This window comes from Flavobacterium sp. UBA7682, from assembly GCF_002482945.1.
Taxonomy (GTDB): domain Bacteria; phylum Bacteroidota; class Bacteroidia; order Flavobacteriales; family Flavobacteriaceae; genus Flavobacterium.
Genome location: NZ_DLGY01000026.1, coordinates 291,584 through 311,211 on the forward strand (window position 1 = coordinate 291,584; position 19,628 = coordinate 311,211).

The 19,628-nt window shown below is 36.7% G+C and carries 25 protein-coding genes; 13 read left to right on the top strand and 12 right to left on the bottom strand.

What is annotated here, in order from left to right; genetic code table 11:
- Nucleotides 1-3: 3 nt before the first annotated feature.
- Nucleotides 4-1,344, bottom strand: a complete 1,341-nt coding sequence (locus B3C16_RS07645) for a serine hydrolase domain-containing protein (protein ID WP_291130492.1) — start codon at nucleotides 1,342-1,344, stop codon at nucleotides 4-6.
- Between the two features lie 179 nt (nucleotides 1,345-1,523).
- Between B3C16_RS07645 and B3C16_RS07650 the strand changes: the two genes are divergently transcribed.
- The 6 genes from B3C16_RS07650 to B3C16_RS07675 all read left to right on the top strand — a co-directional run bounded on the left by B3C16_RS07650 (nucleotide 1,524) and on the right by B3C16_RS07675 (nucleotide 5,513).
- Nucleotides 1,524-2,738 (top strand): aminotransferase class V-fold PLP-dependent enzyme, encoded by a 1,215-nt coding sequence (locus tag B3C16_RS07650; protein WP_291130494.1) that lies wholly within the window; start codon nucleotides 1,524-1,526, stop codon nucleotides 2,736-2,738.
- Between the two features lie 11 nt (nucleotides 2,739-2,749).
- The gene (locus B3C16_RS07655) at nucleotides 2,750-3,190 is read left to right on the top strand and encodes a hypothetical protein (RefSeq protein ID WP_291130496.1); all 441 of its coding nucleotides are present in this window, start codon (nucleotides 2,750-2,752) and stop codon (nucleotides 3,188-3,190) included.
- Complete coding sequence (locus tag B3C16_RS07660; RefSeq protein WP_291130498.1) at nucleotides 3,187-3,606, top strand: SufE family protein; 420 nt, start codon at nucleotides 3,187-3,189, stop codon at nucleotides 3,604-3,606. The genes B3C16_RS07655 and B3C16_RS07660 overlap by 4 nt, the downstream gene beginning before the upstream one ends.
- Nucleotides 3,607-3,610: 4 nt before the next feature.
- Nucleotides 3,611-3,934: an SUF system Fe-S cluster assembly protein gene (locus B3C16_RS07665; protein ID WP_121314956.1), complete on the top strand. Its 324-nt coding sequence runs from the start codon at nucleotides 3,611-3,613 to the stop codon at nucleotides 3,932-3,934.
- Nucleotides 3,935-4,017: 83 nt separating this feature from the next.
- Nucleotides 4,018-4,524 carry a DUF2480 family protein gene (locus B3C16_RS07670; protein WP_121312146.1) on the top strand — a complete coding sequence of 169 codons (507 nt, stop codon included), beginning with the start codon at nucleotides 4,018-4,020 and terminating at the stop codon, nucleotides 4,522-4,524.
- A 95-nt stretch (nucleotides 4,525-4,619) separates the two neighbouring features.
- Nucleotides 4,620-5,513: a DUF3078 domain-containing protein gene (locus B3C16_RS07675; RefSeq protein ID WP_291130503.1), complete on the top strand. Its 894-nt coding sequence runs from the start codon at nucleotides 4,620-4,622 to the stop codon at nucleotides 5,511-5,513.
- A 122-nt stretch (nucleotides 5,514-5,635) separates the two neighbouring features.
- Here B3C16_RS07675 and B3C16_RS07680 read toward each other — a convergent pair whose 3' ends face one another.
- The 4 genes from B3C16_RS07680 to B3C16_RS07695 all read right to left on the bottom strand — a co-directional run bounded on the left by B3C16_RS07680 (nucleotide 5,636) and on the right by B3C16_RS07695 (nucleotide 8,193).
- Complete coding sequence (locus tag B3C16_RS07680; RefSeq protein WP_291130506.1) at nucleotides 5,636-5,869, bottom strand: hypothetical protein; 234 nt, start codon at nucleotides 5,867-5,869, stop codon at nucleotides 5,636-5,638.
- Between the two features lie 205 nt (nucleotides 5,870-6,074).
- Complete coding sequence (locus B3C16_RS07685; protein WP_291130509.1) at nucleotides 6,075-7,217, bottom strand: cystathionine gamma-synthase; 1,143 nt, start codon at nucleotides 7,215-7,217, stop codon at nucleotides 6,075-6,077.
- Between the two features lie 73 nt (nucleotides 7,218-7,290).
- Complete coding sequence (locus tag B3C16_RS07690) at nucleotides 7,291-7,746, bottom strand: DinB family protein (RefSeq protein WP_121312142.1); 456 nt, start codon at nucleotides 7,744-7,746, stop codon at nucleotides 7,291-7,293.
- Nucleotides 7,747-7,755: 9 nt separating this feature from the next.
- Nucleotides 7,756-8,193 carry an acyl-CoA thioesterase gene (locus tag B3C16_RS07695; protein ID WP_121312141.1) on the bottom strand — a complete coding sequence of 146 codons (438 nt, stop codon included), beginning with the start codon at nucleotides 8,191-8,193 and terminating at the stop codon, nucleotides 7,756-7,758.
- A gap of 73 nt (nucleotides 8,194-8,266) precedes the next feature.
- Here B3C16_RS07695 and B3C16_RS07700 point away from each other — a divergent pair, with 73 nt between their 5' ends.
- From B3C16_RS07700 to B3C16_RS07730, 7 genes are all read left to right on the top strand, one after another.
- Nucleotides 8,267-8,617: an arsenate reductase family protein gene (locus B3C16_RS07700; protein ID WP_121314955.1), complete on the top strand. Its 351-nt coding sequence runs from the start codon at nucleotides 8,267-8,269 to the stop codon at nucleotides 8,615-8,617.
- On the top strand, nucleotides 8,617-9,510 hold the full coding sequence (locus B3C16_RS07705) for a DMT family transporter (RefSeq protein WP_121312140.1): 894 nt from the start codon (nucleotides 8,617-8,619) through the stop codon (nucleotides 9,508-9,510). The genes B3C16_RS07700 and B3C16_RS07705 overlap by 1 nt, the downstream gene beginning before the upstream one ends.
- A gap of 91 nt (nucleotides 9,511-9,601) precedes the next feature.
- The gene (locus B3C16_RS07710) at nucleotides 9,602-10,462 is read left to right on the top strand and encodes a YicC/YloC family endoribonuclease (RefSeq protein ID WP_121312139.1); all 861 of its coding nucleotides are present in this window, start codon (nucleotides 9,602-9,604) and stop codon (nucleotides 10,460-10,462) included.
- Nucleotides 10,463-10,517: 55 nt separating this feature from the next.
- On the top strand, nucleotides 10,518-11,087 hold the full coding sequence (gene gmk / locus B3C16_RS07715; RefSeq protein ID WP_121314954.1) for a guanylate kinase: 570 nt from the start codon (nucleotides 10,518-10,520) through the stop codon (nucleotides 11,085-11,087).
- Between the two features lie 75 nt (nucleotides 11,088-11,162).
- Nucleotides 11,163-11,774, top strand: coding sequence for a nicotinate (nicotinamide) nucleotide adenylyltransferase (nadD, locus tag B3C16_RS07720; protein ID WP_121312138.1), 612 nt, complete (start codon nucleotides 11,163-11,165; stop codon nucleotides 11,772-11,774).
- 179 nt (nucleotides 11,775-11,953) lie between these two features.
- The gene (locus tag B3C16_RS07725; protein WP_121312137.1) at nucleotides 11,954-12,949 is read left to right on the top strand and encodes an NAD(P)H-dependent glycerol-3-phosphate dehydrogenase; all 996 of its coding nucleotides are present in this window, start codon (nucleotides 11,954-11,956) and stop codon (nucleotides 12,947-12,949) included.
- Between the two features lies 1 nt (nucleotide 12,950).
- Nucleotides 12,951-13,169: a hypothetical protein gene (locus B3C16_RS07730; protein WP_121312136.1), complete on the top strand. Its 219-nt coding sequence runs from the start codon at nucleotides 12,951-12,953 to the stop codon at nucleotides 13,167-13,169.
- Here B3C16_RS07730 and B3C16_RS07735 read toward each other — a convergent pair whose 3' ends face one another.
- The 7 genes from B3C16_RS07735 to B3C16_RS07765 all read right to left on the bottom strand — a co-directional run bounded on the left by B3C16_RS07735 (nucleotide 13,170) and on the right by B3C16_RS07765 (nucleotide 19,628).
- Complete coding sequence (locus B3C16_RS07735) at nucleotides 13,170-13,577, bottom strand: hypothetical protein (protein WP_291130521.1); 408 nt, start codon at nucleotides 13,575-13,577, stop codon at nucleotides 13,170-13,172.
- 69 nt (nucleotides 13,578-13,646) lie between these two features.
- Nucleotides 13,647-14,666 (bottom strand): phenylalanine--tRNA ligase subunit alpha, encoded by a 1,020-nt coding sequence (locus B3C16_RS07740; RefSeq protein WP_291130524.1) that lies wholly within the window; start codon nucleotides 14,664-14,666, stop codon nucleotides 13,647-13,649.
- Nucleotides 14,667-14,758: 92 nt separating this feature from the next.
- Entirely contained in the window at nucleotides 14,759-15,115 is a 357-nt protein-coding gene (locus B3C16_RS07745) for a hypothetical protein (protein ID WP_121312133.1), read from the bottom strand.
- Between the two features lie 105 nt (nucleotides 15,116-15,220).
- Nucleotides 15,221-15,964, bottom strand: a complete 744-nt coding sequence (locus B3C16_RS07750; RefSeq protein WP_291130529.1) for a tetratricopeptide repeat protein — start codon at nucleotides 15,962-15,964, stop codon at nucleotides 15,221-15,223.
- A 27-nt stretch (nucleotides 15,965-15,991) separates the two neighbouring features.
- On the bottom strand, nucleotides 15,992-17,758 hold the full coding sequence (locus tag B3C16_RS07755) for a BatD family protein (RefSeq protein WP_291130532.1): 1,767 nt from the start codon (nucleotides 17,756-17,758) through the stop codon (nucleotides 15,992-15,994).
- Nucleotides 17,759-17,849: 91 nt separating this feature from the next.
- Nucleotides 17,850-18,590 carry a tetratricopeptide repeat protein gene (locus B3C16_RS07760; protein WP_291130533.1) on the bottom strand — a complete coding sequence of 247 codons (741 nt, stop codon included), beginning with the start codon at nucleotides 18,588-18,590 and terminating at the stop codon, nucleotides 17,850-17,852.
- The gene (locus tag B3C16_RS07765) at nucleotides 18,591-19,628 is read right to left on the bottom strand and encodes a vWA domain-containing protein (RefSeq protein ID WP_291130536.1); all 1,038 of its coding nucleotides are present in this window, start codon (nucleotides 19,626-19,628) and stop codon (nucleotides 18,591-18,593) included.

Sequence of the window (19,628 nt, forward strand, 5' to 3'; positions counted from 1 at the left end):
AGTTTACTTCTTTATTGATAAAATAATCTCCCTCAAAAACCCATTAAAATCGAAGTCTTCACTCAATCCCATTCGAACTACAACCAAATCCATTGACGGAATGATAAACACCATTTGCCCTTGAAAACCGCTACAATGGTATAAATCTCTGGGAACATCAGGATATTTACCATTGGCGTTTAGCCAAAAATGACCGCCGTAAAGACCATTAGAGCTATTGGTTGGCGTTGCCACATATTTTGCCCAGCTTGGATCAAATATTTGCTCGCCGTTCCAATTGCCTTTGTTTAAATAAAGCAAACCAAACTTCGCCCAATCACGCGTTGTAGCCCAACCATAGGACGAACCCACAAAATTTCCGGCCATATCGACTTCTACCAAAGCTGAATTCATCCCGATTTTATCAAACAAACTGCTGTACCAAAAATCTAAATATTCCTGATGGGTTTTGAATTGTTTTCGTAAAATTCCGGATAATAAATTGGTTGTTCCCGAAGAGTAATTCCAACTATTATTCGGTTTTCCCACCAAAGGTTTATCAATTTGTGGTTTAGTCATGTCTTGAGCTACGAAAAGCATTTTGGTAGCGTCAGAAATCTTCGTATAGCTTTCTTCCCATTCCAAACCTGAATTCATATGTAATAAATCATTAATGGTGATTTTGGAACGTTCGTCATTTTTCCATTCCGCAATCGGAGCTGGTTTCATAATGTCGATTTTGCCTTGTTTTTGTAGAATTCCGAAATAAGTTGCGGTCAAACTTTTAGTCATCGACCAGCCTAAAATTTTAGAAGTAGCGGTAAAGCCCGGTGCATATTTTTCGGCAATTAATTTGTCTTTATAAAGGACAACCACAGAACGGGTGCGTTTGTTTTTCTCTCCTTCTTTGTCAAAAGCACTTTCGACCGTTTTTTGTAATTTGGCGTAATCAATATTGGAAAAAACAGTATCTATCGGATTATTATTTCCATAAGGATAAGGCAAATTGTTCTTTAAAAAAGTCCGCTTCGGAACATTATAGGGTTTGCTTACCTCAAAATCATCGTTGATTAACGTCGCGCCCAAACCTTCGCGGTAAATGGCTTTTCGTGTTTTTAATCCATACACTTTTGAAGTCGCAAACTTTCCGTTTTCATCAATTTCATTGGTGGCCCAATCCACTTTAGGAATATCATTGTCGCCTTTTTGAATGGTTTCAAGCGAACGATTATCAATGAAATGTCCGGAAGCCACGCTCTTTGCCGAAAAACCTGAAATCAAATCGAGTTGTGGATAAATAGCAATTCGCAAATAAACAAAAGCAACCAACAATAAAACAGCAAAGATTTTGAGAAGTTTTTTCATGGGAATTAATTTTGAAGCAATTTATAAAATTTCAATCATATAAGACATTTAAGTTCATTTGAGCTTCTACTTTCTTATATAACTTATATGGTTCAAAAGCCTAAAATATTAATATTTGTTTAGCAATTAACAATTCCATTTTAGCTACTTTTGTATTTAGAATTTTTCTAAATAATACCATGTTAGACATCCAAAAAATTAGAGCTGATTTTCCGATACTTTCCCAAAAGGTCAATGGCAAACCGCTCGTCTATTTTGATAACGGCGCTACTTCGCAAAAACCACAAGTGGTTATTGATGCGATATCTAAATATTACCAAGAGATTAATGCCAATATTCACCGTGGCGTGCATACTTTGAGCCAATTGGCCACTGATGCGTATGAAGTTTCAAGAGGTAAAATCCAAAATCATATCAACGCTAAACACGCTCACGAAGTGATTTTTACTTCGGGAACGACGCACGGAATTAATGCGATTGCCAATGGATTTGCTGCGTTTTTAAAACAAGGTGATGAGGTTTTGGTTTCCGCTTTAGAACACCATAGCAATATTGTGCCTTGGCAAATGCTTTGCGAGAAAACCGGAGCAACTTTAAAAGTCATTCCGATGAATGAAAAAGGCGAATTAATCATGTCGGAATACGATAAATTACTTTCTGCCAAAACCAAAATCGTAACAGTAAATCATATTTCAAATGCCTTGGGAACGATAAACCCCATCAAATATATGATTGACAAAGCGCACGAAGTTGGTGCCGCGATTTTAATTGATGGTGCTCAAGCGACACCGCATTTAAAACCTGACGTTCAAGCTTTGGATTGTGATTTTTATGTGTTTTCTGGACATAAAATTTGCGGACCAACCGGAATCGGAATTCTATATGGAAAAGAAGATTGGCTGCGTAAATTACCACCTTACCAAGGCGGAGGCGAAATGATTGCGACCGTGACCTTTGAAAAAACTACTTATGCCGATTTACCACACAAATTCGAAGCCGGAACACCCAATATAGCCGACGGAATTGTCCTTGGAACTGCGATTGATTATTTGAATGCAATTGGTTTTGACAACATCGCGCCATACGAAAATGAACTACTTGAATACGCTACCGAGAAATTACTAGAAATCAAAGGATTGAAAATTTTTGGTACGGCAGAACAAAAAACTTCCGTAATTTCGTTTAACATCAATGGGATTCATCCGTACGACATTGGCACAATTATCGATAAGTTGGGAATAGCGGTTCGCACCGGACATCATTGCGCACAGCCGATTATGGACCATTTTAATATTCCCGGAACGATAAGAGCAAGTTTCGCTTTTTACAATACCAAAGAAGAAATCGACGTGATGGTCGAAGCGGTCAAAAAAGCCCAAATGATGTTATCTTAAAACAAAGACGGATGAAAGCAATAATCATGATTTTACTGACTATTTTCCTTGGAAAAAGTTGTACCAATGAAGCGCAAAATGATTTGACTAATACTGTTATTCAATACACTGCAAATACTCGTGGGTTTTACCAAAAAGTTGTAATTATCAATCAAAAAGCCACCATCTCAAGAGACCGAAACGAAACAGCACCTAAGGAAGAAATCTCCATCTCTGATGCCGATTGGGCAGCATTGGTAACAGCTTTCGCTAAAATTAATTTGGAAGAAGTGCCAAAATTAAAAGACCCAACGCAAAAGCGATTTTACGATGGCGCACCAATTGCCAATCTAAAAATTCGTTACCAAGACATAGATTATGAAACCACCGATTTTGATCACGGTTTTCCGCCGGAAGCGATAGAAAAATTAGTCAATAAAATAGTGGCTATTGCCAAAGAAAAAGAAGAATGAATATAAAAGAAATACAAGACGAAATTGTTGATGAGTTTTCGATGTTCGACGATTGGATGCAACGATACGAATACATCATCGACCTCGGAAAAGGATTGCCGTTAATAGAAGAACAATATAAAACCGAAGATAATATAATCACCGGTTGTCAATCGAAAGTATGGGTTCATGCCGAACAACAAGGCGATAAAATTGTCTTCACAGCCGATAGCGATGCGATATTGACCAAAGGCATTATCGCTATTCTAATCCGTGCATTTTCTAATCAAAAAGCTTCGGATATTTTAGATGCTAATACTGATTTCATTGATGAAATTGGCTTAAAAGAACATTTATCACCAACCAGAGCCAACGGTTTGGTTTCGATGGTAAAAAAACTTAAAATGTATGCTTTGGCATTCAATGCTAAAAATTAAAATTATGGAAGAATTTAAAGACGATATCAATTTAGGCGAAAATGTGGTGAAAACCTTAAAAGGCATTTATGACCCTGAAATCCCTGTAGATATCTACGAATTAGGCTTAATCTACGACGTGATGATTAACGAAGACAATGAAGTAAAAGTCTTGATGACACTAACCTCACCAAATTGTCCGGTAGCGGAAACTTTACCGCGCGAAGTAGAAGAAAAAATTAAAAAAATCGACACTGTTAAATCCTGCGAAGTGGAAATCACTTTTGATCCGCCTTGGAGCAAAGATTTGATGAGTGAAGAAGCCAAGTTAGAACTGGGAATGCTTTAACACTAGTATTCAGTAAGCAGTGGCAGTTGGCAGAAATCCCACTGAAACTGAACACTCAATACTGAACACTGAACACTAAAAAAATGGACGAAATCATCAACAGAGTAGCCAATTCAGTGCTCGAAGTGTTTGATTTGGAAGACTATTACCCAAACGGCATTCGGACACAAATAGATATTTCCCAATGGTTATTGGAAGGTTTTTTATTGAAAGAAAAAGACTTTCGCGAAGCCTTAAAAAATCACGATTGGTCGCAATATCAAAATCATTTTGTAGCGATTTATTGCTCCACGGATGCGATTGTTCCGGCTTGGGCCAATATTTTAGTGGCTACTTATGTTGCGCCTTTTGCTCAAAAAGTTGTGAGCGGAAACCTAAACGATTTGGAAACGGCCTTGTACCAAGAAATTCTCCCTACTTTGGATTACACTCTTTATCAAGACAAACCCGTTATCATTAAAGGTTGTTCTAAAAAACCCGTTCCCGAGAGCGCTTATATCATCGCCGTTCAAAAACTCCAACCGATTGCTAAAAGCATTATGTATGGCGAAGCTTGTTCGGCAGTTCCTTTATTTAAAAAATCGAAATAGCTTTATTCCTAAAAATCAAACACTTAGCTTTTAGCAAAGATTTGTTTAAATCGAATGTATTCTTACCTTTGCACCGAATTTAAAAAAATCTAAAAATGAAAAGAGTTTTATTAGCAACACTGTTCCTTTTATCCCTAAACAAAGGGTTTTCACAAGTAAGTGAAAAAGAATTACTAAAGAAAACAGAAGAAACTGTTGCCAAAATTCAAGAAGAAAAGCCTAACGGTTGGGAGAAAAAAGGCGTGGCTACCATCTTGCTTAACCAAGCGAGTTTCAACAACTGGTTGGCCGGTGGACAAAGCAGTATTTCAGGAAATGCAGGCGTGAAATACGACTTCAATTATAAAAGCGATACTTGGACATGGGACAACAAACTAAATGCTAATTATGGTTTAACCAAAATTAACGGTCAAGATTTACAAAAAACAGACGACCGATTTGAATTCAATTCCTTATTAGGTAAAAAAGCATCAGGAGAATGGTATTACTCTTTCTTCTTTAATTTTAAAACCCAATTTGATTCCGGTTTCGATCCTGCGAATAGCTCGGTTAAAATATCTCATTTCTTTTCTCCTGCTTTTACCCAATTTGGTCCCGGTATGCTTTGGAAGAAAAGTGACAACCTTAAAATAAACGTTGCGCCGGCAACTTCAAAAATAATCGTGGTTCATCCTCATTTTACTGATCTTGGGCCGGCTTTTGGTGTAAAAATGGGCGAGTCTATGCGCTATGAATTTGGAGCTGCGATCAACGGTTATTACAAGTTTAATATTATGGAGAATGTGTCAGCCGAAAACATCTTGAATTTGTATACCAACTACTTAGAAGAAGTTTACAACGTAGATATCGATTATACTTTGAACATCGTAATGAAAGTGAATAAATACTTGACTACCAATTTTGCATTCCAAACTATATATGATGACAACGCTTACAGAGGATTTCAAACCCGTCAAGTGATAGGAATTGGTGTGAATTATGGCTTCTAATTAGCAATTGAAGAATATAAAAAAAAAGTCCCGAGAAATCGGGACTTTTTTTTTTTCAATAATTCTAAGTCGACACTAGCAATTTACCCTTAGCAATGTTTAGAATTACGGTTGAGTTTAGATTATTTCTTAAAGAATTTTTTACTCTTAGCCTGCATGGCAAAGCTTTTAGAGGTTTTACCCTTTGAAGTTGTTTTCGACATCTTTTTCGCTTTGCTTACAAAACAAGTTCTTGATTCATGACCATTGGAACTTGCATCAGTAGGTAGTTTTGTGAATGAAAAACTATTTGTGCTACATAGTATGAGCGAGAAAAGGAATAGTTTAAAAGTGTTTTTCAGGTTAATTGTTTTCATGGGGTCAGATATTTAATTGTACATGATAAACCTAAATAAATAATATCAAACAATCGTCAAAAACATAAAAATAATCGACAAAATGCACAAAAACAACAAATAACAATAATTTTTCTTATAAAATTACCTTATTAATTAAAATAAATTAAAAAAAAAAGCTAGAAGTTTTCTGTTCTGGCTTTAGTTTATAAATTGGTGAAAGAAATTATCTGAAGGCTTGTTCTAAATCAGTCAATAAATCATCAATGTCTTCAACACCGGTGCTTAAACGAACTAAGTCATCAGTAATCCCAATTTCTTTTCGTTTGTCTTCCGGAATCGATGCGTGTGTCATCAATGCAGGATGATTTGCCAAAGATTCAACACCACCAAGTGATTCGGCTAAAGTGAATACTTTTAGTTTTTCCAAGAAAGAAATCGCATCTTCTTTTTTTCCAGATTTAAAGGTAAAAGAAACCATACCACCAAAACCACTCATTTGTTTTTTGGCAATGTTATGAAAAGGATGATTGGGCAATCCAGGATAATATACTTTTTCTACTTCAGGATGATTGGCTAAAAATTGCGCTACTTTTTCTCCGTTTTCGCAATGTCTTTGTACACGCAAATGCAAAGTTTTTATACCACGTAAAACCAAGAAACTGTCCATTGGTCCAAGCGTTCCTCCGGTTGCAAATTGCTTAAAGTGCAATTCATCGCCTAAAGCTGAGTCTTTGATAATTAAAGCACCGGCAATCACATCACTGTGTCCGCCTAAATATTTCGTAGCAGAATGCATTACAATATCAGCGCCTAAATCCAAAGGTTTTTGCAAATAAGGTGTCGCAAAAGTATTGTCAACAGCAAAAAGGATGTTATGCTTTTTAGTGATTTTGGCAATCTCGGCAATGTCCGCCAATTTCATCAACGGATTGGTTGGTGTTTCTACCCAAACCAACTTGGTGTTTTCATTGATCAATGATTGAAAAGTTTCAAAGTCGTTCATATCTACGAAGTGAAACTTGATACCGCTGTCTTTGTATAAACGGGTAAATAAACGGTAAGTACCACCATATAAATCGTCCATTGCGATGATTTCATCACCGGCTTTGAACATACGCAATAAACAATCTGTTGCGGCCAATCCAGAAGCAAAAGCCAAGCCTCGAGCGCCATTTTCAATACTGGCTAAAGCATCTTCTAAAGCTTGACGGGTTGGGTTGGCAGCACGAGAATATTCGTAATCACCTACAGGTTTTCCCGGTGAAGTTTGTGCATAAGTTGAGGTTTGAAAAACCGGTGGCATAACCGCTCCGGTAACTTCTTCATGGTGTTGGTTGCCATGTATAACTTTGGTGTTGAATTTCATTATTATAATGTATTAAAGCGCAAATTTACTTTTTATTCTTCGGTTGAAAATACTCTTTTCGTTTTTATTAACGCTAGACAAATTTTCGAATATTCATCATAAAACCAAGATGAATTCCTTCGTGATAATTATTAAACTCCATCGCATCTTTGATGGAAGCCAAATGAAATCCGGTTCCCGTAGTGTATTCGTTGTAAGTCACAAATTTTCCTGACGCATAATCTTCTTTTGTTTTTTCCATCAACGAAAAAAGAAGCACTTTTAGTTCGTCTAATTCGGCTTGTGTTGTTTTTCCGGTTGGTTTTGAACCATTTTTATAAGTTTCCATCATTTCTGTTGAAACATTCATCGGCAATCCTGAAAGACGATAGACTAAACCTTGTTGCGAAACGATAATATGACCTAAATTCCAAACCAAATTGTTACTAAAACCTTCCGGAATTTTGTTCAGTTGTTCCAAAGTATAACTGTCAATCAGTTTGGCATAAATTTTTCTGCTGGTGTCCCAAATTTTGAAAGTTGCTTCCATATTTTATCCTTATAATGTTGTAAAATCAGTTGTTTTCGGCATAGCATTCATAACATCTGCCGCAATTTTTGGTGTTGGATTGGCTATTTTTCTTAGCTTAGTGTCAATCCAAGCTCCGTCAACGGAGATAATGGCGAAAAGTTCATCGGTTTCATTTTTCAATTCATGAACAATTGTCCACCGAGAAGCATCGGCTTTTATTTTTCCGATTTTGGTACTGATAAAAACCTTGCTGTTTAATCTGATTTCTCTTCTGAAAATGCATTCTTCCCGAAACAAAACCGGACCAAAATGTTGTTCTTGCATTACTTTCATGGTCAATCCCAATTGCTCCAGAATTTCAATTCTGTGTTGGGCGCCAAAATCATAATAAGCGCTGTGTCTGACGTGAAAATTCGGGTCTAAATCAGACCAACGAATCGATATTTCTTTCGTAAATGTTTCCAATTTTTTTAAATTTTCGATAAAATTACAGATTATAAGTGGAAATGAATTTCCTTTGCAAAAAGAATTTTTTATGATCGATAAAATATACTATTTAGCTTCTTGCGATACTTGTCGCAAAATTATAAAATCACTTCCCAACGCCGACAGATTGCAATTTCATGACATTCGCCAAAACCCGATAACGGAAAAAGAATTGGAGGAAATGTATCAACTTTCGGGAAGTTACGAAGCGTTGTTTAGCAAAAAAGCACAACTTTATAAGTCAATGGATTTAAAAAACAAAGCTTTGACCGAAGCCGATTATAAGCAATATTTATTACAACATTATACCTTCTTGAGCCGACCTGTTTTTATTATTGACGACAAAATTTACATTGGCAACAGCCAAAAAAATATCATTGAGGTTACAAAAGTATTGAGTTAATGTCAAAAAGGACTTGGGCATTATTGGCAGCAACGATGGTGTCGCTGATTTATGGCGTTTCGTTTACGATTGCCAAAGATGTGATGCCAACCTACATCAAACCATACGGATTTATTTTGATCAGGGTTTTTGGAGCAGCTATTTTGTTTTGGCTGGTTTCTTTTTTTGGCCCAAAAGAAAAAATCCAACGCCAAGATTTACCTCGAATTATAGCTGCCGCTTTTTTTGGCGTGGCTTTAAATATGCTGACTTTTTTCAAAGGATTGAATTATACTTCACCGATTTCTGCTTCGGTAATCATGGTAACGACGCCAATAATTGTTTTGATTTTATCCGCGATAATCATGAAAGAGAGAATGGAAACCCGAAAGATTTTCGGAATTCTACTTGGACTTTTCGGAACCGGATTTTTAATCCTTTATGGCAAATCAATGGGCAATGCCACCAATGCGACGTTGGGGAATTTCTTGGTTTTCATCAACGCAGTTTCCTATGGTTTTTACCTCATTGTGGTTAAGAAATTAATGGACAAATACAATGCGTTCACCTTCGTAAAATGGATTTATACTTTTGGGTTACTAATGGTAATTCCTTTTGGCTGGAGCGAATATCAGGAAATTCAATGGCAAACGATTCCAACGATGATTATGTGGGAAATTGTTTTTGTAGTCGTGTTTACTACATTCTTTACTTATTTATTTAACTTGGTTTCGATGCGTGAATTGAAACCGACAACTGTAGCGGTTTTTATTTATCTGCAGCCGCTTTTTGCTACCATTTTTGCCATGAGTTTAGGGAAAGACCAACTGACTTGGGTTAAGATGCTGTCTGCGGTTTTAATATTTGTTGGGGTTTATTTGGTTTTGCAGAAAAAGAAGTCCCAGCCTCAGTAATCAGTCACAGCAGAAAACGGTAAACTGCGACTGCTCCCGATGTTTCGGGATGCAAACTTTTATTTATCTTTGAGAACATTTTACACAATTTATGATACAATCGATGACCGGTTTTGGGAAAGCGAGTTTGCAACTACCAACCAAAAAAATTACCGTAGAAATCAAATCGCTGAACAGCAAAGGTTTGGATTTAAACACGCGCATGCCTTCCGTATTCAGAGAAATGGAATTGGGTTTGCGCAACCAACTTTCGCAACGATTAGAGCGTGGAAAAATTGATTTTTCGCTGTATGTTGAAGTAACCGGAGAAGAAACTTCCTCTAAAATCAACGTGCCTATTGTAAAAGGTTATATCAGCCAAATGAAAGCCGTGATTCCGAATGCCGATGAAACCGAATTGATGAAAATGGCGGTAAGAATGCCCGATGCGTTAAAAACCGAGCGTGATGAAATTGACGAAAACGAATGGAAGAAAATCCAAACCGTGATTGATGATGCTTTGGAAAATATTGTGCAGTTCAGAAAAGACGAAGGCGTTTCTTTGGAAAAAGAGTTTTTACATCGCATTGCCAATATTATGACGTTGATGAATAATGCGGTGGCTTATGACGCAGAAAGAGTTGAAACGGTTAAGACCAGATTGAGAACCGCTTTGGACGAATTAAAAGAAAACGTAGATGAAAATCGTTTCGAACAAGAATTGATTTTTTACCTCGAAAAATACGATATTACCGAAGAGAAAGTGCGTTTGGAAAACCATTTAAACTATTTCATTGAAACCCTTGCCGGAACGGAAGCCAATGGAAGAAAATTAGGTTTCATTACCCAAGAAATGGGAAGAGAAATCAATACCATGGGTTCCAAATCCAATCATTCCGAAATGCAGAAATTGGTCGTAATGATGAAGGATGAGTTAGAGAAGATTAAGGAACAGGTTTTGAATGTTTTGTAAAATAGATACTTACACGAGCGAAGCGACTGACGAAGTAAAGAAATTCAGCATAAAAATGAACAAAGGAAAATTATTAGTATTCTCAGCGCCATCCGGTTCCGGGAAAACCACCATAGTAAGACATTTATTAGCACAACCCGAATTGAATCTAGAATTCTCAATTTCGGCCGCAACGCGTGAACCACGTGGCGAAGAAGTGCATGGTAAGGATTACTATTTCATTTCAATTGAAGAATTCAAGAAGCACATCAAAGCCGAAGATTTTATTGAATGGGAAGAAGTGTATCGAGATAATTTTTATGGAACCTTAAAAAGTGAAGTAGAACGTATTTGGGCCAAAGGTAAAAACGTGATTTTCGATATAGACGTAGCCGGCGGATTGAGAATCAAACACAAATTCCCTCAAGAAACCTTAGCCGTTTTTGTAAAACCACCGAGTGTCGACGAGTTGAAACGCCGTTTAAAAGAGCGTTCTACCGAAACCGACGAAAAAATCAATATGCGCATAGCAAAAGCCCACGTAGAGCTGGCAACAGCACCACAATTTGACACCATTATTAAGAATTATGATTTGGATGTTGCGAAAGCGGAAGCGTATGAATTAGTGAAAGAATTTGTAAAATAAGTAACAAGGGATTAGGGAAAAGGGATAAGTAAAAAATCTTATGCCTTTTCTCTTATCCCTTATCCCTTTTAAAAAATGAAGATTGGTTTATATTTCGGCACCTTTAACCCTATTCATGTTGGGCATTTGATTATTGCGAATCATTTGGCCGAACATTCCGATTTAGAGCAAATTTGGATGGTCGTAACGCCACACAATCCGTTGAAGCAGAAGAACACTTTGTTAGATGATTACCATCGTTTGCATTTGGTTAGATTGGCTACTGAAGATTACCCGAAAATCAGGCCTTCCGATATTGAATTTAAATTGCCGCAACCGAATTACACCGTAAATACTTTGGCGCATTTAATGGAAAAATATCCGCAACATGAGTTTTCTTTAATCATGGGAGAAGACAATTTGAAATCGTTTCACAAGTGGAAAAACTACGAGTACATTTTACAAAATCATGACATTTATATTTATCCGAGACTCGAGACCAAAGGCCGAATCGACGGAGCAATTTCGGAAGAAGCCGAAAACTTGGAACTGAAAGACCATCCGAAAATCCACAAAATTGATGCGCCTGTAGTAGAAATATCCTCTACTTTTATTCGTGAAAATATCAAAAACAAAAAAAACATTCGCCCATTATTGCCTCATAATGTTTGGGAGTATGTAGATCATAATAATTTCTATCGAAAATAGTTTTTATCATTAAAGGAAATAACTAAAGACAACAAAACACCAACAAGTAAGAATAATAGTAACACTTAATGTTTTAGAGCCAAAAGACGCTAGTTGGTTGGTCTTATTTCTATTTTAATAAAGTTCTTCTTTTATCATTTAAAATTGAGTATTTTTGGACATCATTAAAGTTACTATTCATGAATGAATCTCCAAAATTTGCAGTAATCGGTGGCGGAAGTTGGGCGACAGCTATTGCAAAAATGCTTTGTGTTAACCTTGACGAAATAGCTTGGTACATGAGAAGCCAATCGGCTATAGACCATTTAAAAACAGAAAGACATAACCCAAATTACCTTAGTTCAGTTGAGTTTGATATCAAAAAACTAAAATTGACCAATGATATCAATGAAGCGATAGCTTATGCCGATTATTTAATTTTTGCAATTCCATCAGCTTTTTTAAGTAAAGAACTCGAGAAATTAACGGTTGATTTGAAAGACAAAGTAATTTTCTCTGCTATAAAAGGAATTGTGCCGGAAACTTTCCTAATTGTTGGCGAACATTTTCATAAGCACTTTGACATTCCATACGAGAACATTGGCGTTATTACTGGTCCGTGTCATGCAGAAGAAGTAGCTTTAGAAAGACTATCTTACTTGACAATTGCTTGCGCCGATGCTAAAAAGGCCAAAGTGGTTGCTAATAATTTGAGTTGTCATTTTATCAAAACCAAAATCTCTGATGACATTATCGGAACCGAATATGCCGCAATGTTGAAAAATATTTATGCTATTGCAGCAGGAATTGCACATGGTTTAGGCTATGGCGATAACTTCCAGTCGGTGATTATGAGCAATGCAATTCGCGAGATGAAAAAGTTTATCCGCAAAGTGCACAAGATGAAACGAAACATCAACAATTCGGCTTATTTAGGCGATTTATTGGTTACAGGTTATTCTGTTTTTTCAAGAAACCGAATGTTCGGGAATATGATTGGAAAGGGTTACACGGTTCAAGCCGCACAAATGGAAATGAGTATGGTGGCAGAAGGTTATTATGCTGTAAAAAGTGCCTACAAATTAAATCAACAATACAAAGCAAAGACGCCAATTATTGATGCAGTTTACGAAATTTTATATGAAGGCAAAGATGCTAAGAAAGTATTCAAAAAATTAACGGATAAGCTAGACTAAGATGAGTGAAAGATGGAAATACCAAGTTAAAACAGGTGCGTTTTGGGGACTTTTTATGACTGTCTTTAATGTTTTGTTTGAGATTAAAGAGAAACCTTTAAATATTCAACTTTCTTCACCGGGTTTCTATCTGAGAGCTTTGGTGTTCATTTTGGTTGGGATTTTTGTTTTAGGTTATGTCAATTGGAAACAAAAAGCAAAACAACAAAACAATCCATAATTATCTTGCAATAACGCCGTCTACAAACAATATCGGCACTTCTTCTACATAATCCGGCGTGATGGATTGGGCGCGGAAGATGAATTTCTTGTCGTATAAAGTGCTTCCGATAAAGTAAGTCACCATAAACTCGTTGTTCAATCGCAACACGTTGTTTTCAATCATTTCAATTTTAGCGACAGAAACCGAAGGCACTTGGACAAATGCGTGACGTAAGAGCGCTGTTTTTTTCATTTCCCCATCAATGGTGCCAAAAGCTTTGGAAACGACCATTACGCTGTCTAAATCGTAGTCAGAATCGTTGACAAGATACACATGCCAAACCTTATCCATAAAATCATCGCTCCATTCCTGAACTGCGGCTAGGAATACGTTTTCTACTGTTGGTATGGTGATGTCTTTTTTCATTTTAGGGAATAGGGATATGTAATAAGGGAAAGTTATTATGCCTTTTCCCTTATCCCTTTTGACTTTTATTTATATACTCGACTTGAATTGCTCCAAGAATCGAACGTCATTTTCATAGAACATTCTGATGTCGCCGATTTGGTACAATAACATAGCGATGCGCTCAATGCCCATTCCAAAGGCGAAACCATTGTATTCTTCCGGGTTGATACCACAGTTTTTCAAAACGTTTGGATCTACCATTCCGCAACCCATGATTTCTAACCAACCGGTTCCTTTGGTGATACGATAATCGGTTTCGGTTTTTAATCCCCAATAAATATCAACCTCAGCGCTTGGCTCGGTGAATGGGAAATAACTTGGTCTTAAACGAATTTTCGACTTCCCGAACATTTCTTTGGTGAAATATAAAAGGGTTTGTTTCAAATCGGCAAACGACACGTCTTTGTCAATGTACAAACCTTCAACTTGGTGGAAAATACAGTGCGAACGCGAAGAAACTGCTTCATTACGGAAAACTCTTCCCGGTGAAATCGTACGGATTGGTGGTTTGTGGTTTTCCATGTAACGCACTTGAACCGATGAAGTATGTGTTCTCAACAACACATCGGGATTGGTTTGGATGAAAAAGGTGTCTTGCATATCACGCGCCGGATGATATTCCGGTAAGTTTAACGCGGTAAAATTGTGCCAATCGTCTTCGATTTCAGGTCCATCGGAAACGTTGAATCCGATGGTAGAAAAAATATCGATGATTTGGTTTTTTACTAACGAAATAGGGTGACGTGAACCGATTGTAATAGGTTCAGAAGGACGAGTTAAATCACCGTAGAAACCTTTGACTTCTTCTTTGCTTTCTAATGCTGACTGAATCGCTTTGACTTTTTCTTCAGCAACAGTTTTCAGGGTATTGATTACTTGTCCGAAGTCTTTTTTCTGGTCGTTCGGGATATTTTTGAATTCGGTGAAAAGCTCTTTCAAAAGCCCTTTACTGCCTAAATATTTAATGCGGAAATTTTCTAAAGCTTCTTTGTTTTTGGTATTGAATGCTTTAGCTTCTTCTATGTGTTCTTTAATCTTATCTATCATCGGTCATTTTTGTAAAGGTGCAAATTTAGGGAAAAGTTGGAAGTTAGGAGTTGGAAGTTGGAAGTTTTTAAATAAAAACCATCGACCAAATGCTATTCTATCACTTCTCTCTCCAAAAAATAGTTCACAATTGCTTCTTTCATCAAAACCGATTGTTCTCCTGCTTTTAATGGCGGCAATTCTTCTTTGACATTGTAATGAGGCCAACCTTCTTTGTCAACATAGTCAAATTCATAGTAACCATAAGGCTCTAGCAAACGACAGATAGCAATGTGCATCAAATTGAGTTTTTCGTCTTTTTTGAAGGTTTGGTGCACTTTTCCAAGTTCTTGCACTCCGATTAAGTATATAATGGCGTCTAAGTCGAGCAAATCTCCTTCAGCAAATTGATTGGAAAGAATGGTCACGACTTTGTCCCAGCGGTTTTTTAATTGTTCGTCTCTAGACACTTGTAAATATTAGATTTTAGATTTTAAATATTAGGTATAATATTCAAAACGTAATTAAGTTGGTAAAGATAATCATACTGAACACTAATTACTGACCACTGACCACTATTTTATCTCTTTAATAGCGCTGTCTTCAATCCAACCGGTGGTTTCGTCGGTGAGTTCAACTTTTTTCCAGTTGGCGATACTTTCTAAGATGTAAACTTTCGTTCCTTCATGTAACACAGTTGCGTCTTGGCTGCCGATTTTTGGTTCACTTTTTAAAGGTGTTGTTTCGGCAAAAATGATAGCTGGTTTTTCATTGTCGGTTCTACTTTTTTCATAAAACCCCGAAGCAGCACTAAGGCAAATTCCGGCAAGCCAAAAGAACATTCCGAAGAAGAAAACACGTTTCAAAACGGTTTTTTGTGAAAAATAATAGCCGGAAAAAAAAGCTAAAAATAATAACGCAAAAGCCACAGCAATCCATGCCCAAGTGTCGTAATAGTATTTTGAAGTAAAATCAGAAATCAATTTTTGAAAACCAACTTTCGGGATGACTTTGATGTCGTCGATGGTCATTTTTCGGGCGAAATCTAAATTGGTTTTGATTTCTTCGTCATTCGGACTAAGCAATAATGCTTTTTCATAGTTGTAAATCGCCGGAGCGACTTTGTGCAATTTATAATAAGCATTTCCCAAATTAAAATACACTTCAGCCGATTCTTTACCCGAATTGATGATGCTTTCAAAACTGGTAATCGCGGCTTGGTAATTTTCTTTTTGGTAGTATTGGTTGCCTTGCTCAAAAGCAGTTTGCGCCAATGAAACTTGAAAAATCAACAGAAATAGGTAAAGTATTTTTTTCATTATCAACTATCAATTGTTCATTGTCAATTATTTAATTTGTTTTTCCAACGCCGAAATAATATTCACCGCTTTATTATAATCTTGCTGAATCGATGTTTCTGAAGAAGGCGCATAACGAGCAAATTCACAGTTTTCGGTTAAGGCTATAAATTCTGATATCGTTTCGGGTTTAGCACTTCTTGATTGTAGAATTTCGGAAATTTTTTCTTTACTCATTTCCGAAGTTTCTATGTTCAGTTTGGCTTTCAGAAAATTGTGCATGGCTTTTTCCAAAGCAATATAAAAGGGCTCTTTGTTGGCCAAGTATTTTTTGGCTTCACCCAAGTATTTCTTCGCCAAAGCATTCGATTTTTTGATTTTATTGCCAACCACATCATTGTCTGATGCTTCTTTTCTTCGTTTACCAACAATCAATAACGGAATGGCTAAAAACGGCAAAGCAACCAAAGAATAAAACAATCCCGAACCTAAGAAATCATCTTTTCCCATTGATTTCAAAGTCGTTTTTTGCTTGTTATAGGCAAATGATTTAGCCACTTCCACTTTGGTTTTAGCGACTTCATTCGGATTCGTTTTTTCGGCTGAAGCTATACTCGGACCATCCAAAACATTAATCGTTATAGGTTGTGAAGTAATGGTTTTATATCTGCCGGAAGCCAAATCGAAATAGGTAAAACTAATCGGCTTGATTTGATAATTGCCTTTGTATTGTGGAATGATGGTGTATTTGTCCGAAATTCTTCCCGACATTCCGGTTAACGGCGTATTTACATTTTCATCATGTACCGGATCATACACTTCCAAAGCAGAAGGTAAAATAGGTTTTGGTAGTGTGAATAATTTTAAGTTTCCTGTTCCAACCACGCTCACATTCAATTCCATTGATTCACCGTTTTTCAAGGTGGTTTTGGAAGGTTTTACTTGAAAGTCAAAACGGCCTACTGCGCCACTAAAATCAATTGGTTTTCCGGCTTCAGGTAAAGGTTTTACATTGATGACTTTGCTTCCGGCTGAAACACGTTTGCTGTCATCAACCATCAAAGGTTGTCCCCAAAAATTTCTTCGGTTACTGGGTACTTGACAATCGATATCTAAGGAAAGTGGTTCGATTTCGAGTTTACCCGATTTTTGCGGATATAAAACTGTTTTTCTCAAAACCACATAGCGATAACGTTCGCCTTTGAACATGCCGTCCTCGGCTTTGAGCTGTTTGATGTCAATGTTTTGGCTCCAAAAATCATTGTATTTTGGTTTGTTCAATTCGCGCCAATTGGAAATGCCGATGTTATAACTGAAATACAATTTGTAAACTACAGTAATCGGTTCGTTGAGGTAAGGATTAGCTTTTGAAATGTCGGCGACCAAGTAAATATTATCGTCTGCGGTAATAGCCGGTGCTTCGTTTGGATCTTTAGGCAATTCGACTGCATTGGTCACATTAATTTTTACCGGAGAAGTTTTATAAATCTGGCCGTTGATTTCAATCGATGCTTGTTTGATGGTCAATTGGCCTTTTTGCGTAGGCAATAAAATATAGATATAAGATTTGTTAAACGAACTTTTTCCGTTTACCCAAGATTGACTTACCGATTGGCTTGGCCCGCCAACTATCCTGAAACCCGAACTTTCAAAAGCCGGCGGCACAAAATTATCGCCATCAGCATTCATCGTAAATTCGATGCGCAATCTTTCGTTGATTCCCAAAGAATTTTTGCTCACTTTGGCTTCAAATTGGACTTGAGCCATAAGTGAACTTCCGAATATTAACAGTAATAATACAATTACCTTTTTCATTTTCATTTTATCATTTATTTCGACTCACAAAGTTGGTAAAGTCTGTGTTTTTTAGGTTGTTATTTAACGAAATTTTAAATAATCATTCTAATTACCAATCTTTTTCAGCTTTTTTCGGATTGGCTTGTACTTTTTGTTTGTTGACTTTATCTTGTACTTTTTTCTCTTCGTTATTCACCGCATCTAACAAATTCTCCAGACGTTGCTTTGAAATTCCACCCGGTTGAGGCTGAGGTTTTCCTTGGTTTTTGTCTTTGTCGTCTTTTTTATCTTTGTCGTTTTGGCTTTTTTTGTCTTTGTCCTTGTCTTTTTCTTTATCGTCTTTTTTGTCCTTGTTTTTTTTCTCGTCTTCTTTTTGGTTTTTCTTGTCTTTGCTTTTATCATCATCCTTTTTAGGCGGATTGTCTTCCAGCATTTTTTTAGCTAAAGCATAATTGTAACGGGTTTGTTCATCCGCTGGATTGTTTCTCAAAGCATTTTTATAAGCTTCAACGGCACCGGAATAATCTTTGTTTTTCATTAAGGTATTGCCGATATTGTGAAACGCCAGATGTTTTTCAGTTCGTGTTTTGGCATTTTTTAACGCTTTGGCGTAGTGGTATTTTGCCTCATTATTTTGATTCTGGCGGTAAATGGCGTTGCCTAAGTTATAAGGAGCAATGGACTTCTTAGGGTTTTTAGATTCCGAAATTCGGTATTCCGCTTCGGCATCGGCGTATTTTTTCTCTACAAAAGATTCGTTTCCTTTAGGCAAATTTTTATCTTTTCCCTTTTCTTGGGCTTTCGCCAAAAAGGAAATCAGGATTAGACTATATAGCAATATCTTTTTCATTTATTCTTTTTCATTAAATAAGTTCATCTTTTCTACCCATTTCGTCTTTTTCTCCAAGAGGAAAACATCCAAAAACAATAGAAAAAAAGCAAATCCTAAAAACCACTGGAATTGCGATTTGAAATCGGCCATTTGCGTGCTTTCAAATTCGGTTTTTTGAATATTGTCCAGCGCATTTTTTACATAATCCAAAACCGTTTTGGTCGAATTACCATCTACATAACCGCCGCCGGTGGCTTTGGCGATTTCTTTTAACACATCAGAATTTCTTTTGGTAATGACCACTTCGTCATTTTGGTCTCTTTGAAAAGTTTCTACGACACCATTTCTTTTCAACGGAATTGGTCCGCCTTTTTCACTTCCAACCCCAATAGTAATAATTTTTAAGCCTAATTTTTTAGCTTCTTCAGCTGCCTCAACGGAAGCTTCAGAGTGGTCTTCACCGTCGCTGATAATGATTAACAGTTTGTTGGTTTTATCTTTTTTGTCAATAAATGTGGACGCTAAGTTTATAGCTTGGTCTATCGAAGTTCCTTGCGAAGAAATCATGCCCGGATTCATGCCTTGCAAAAACATTTTGGCCACGCTATAATCCGTCGTAATGGGTAAAACCGGGAAAGCACTACCTGAATAAGCCACTATTCCGATTCGATCACTTCCTAAATTGTTGATGATTTGCGAAACCAATTGCTTGCTTTTTTCTAATCGACTTGGTGCAACGTCCTCGGCCAACATACTTTTGGAAACGTCAATGGCAAAAACAATGTCGATTCCTTCTCGTTTTACTGTTTCTAATTTGGTTCCCATTTTTGGGTTGACCAAACCAATAATCAAACAAGTCAAAGCCAAAAGAATTACAACCAATTTCAAAACGGGTTTAAAAACTGATTTCTCCGGGCTTAATTTTTTCAGCAAATCTAAATCGCCAAATTCACGTTGTTTTTTTCTTTTCCAGTATTGTACATACAAGAAAAGCATCGCCAATACCGGAATGGCAATCAAGAAATACAAATATCCTTTTTCTTCTAACTCGTACAT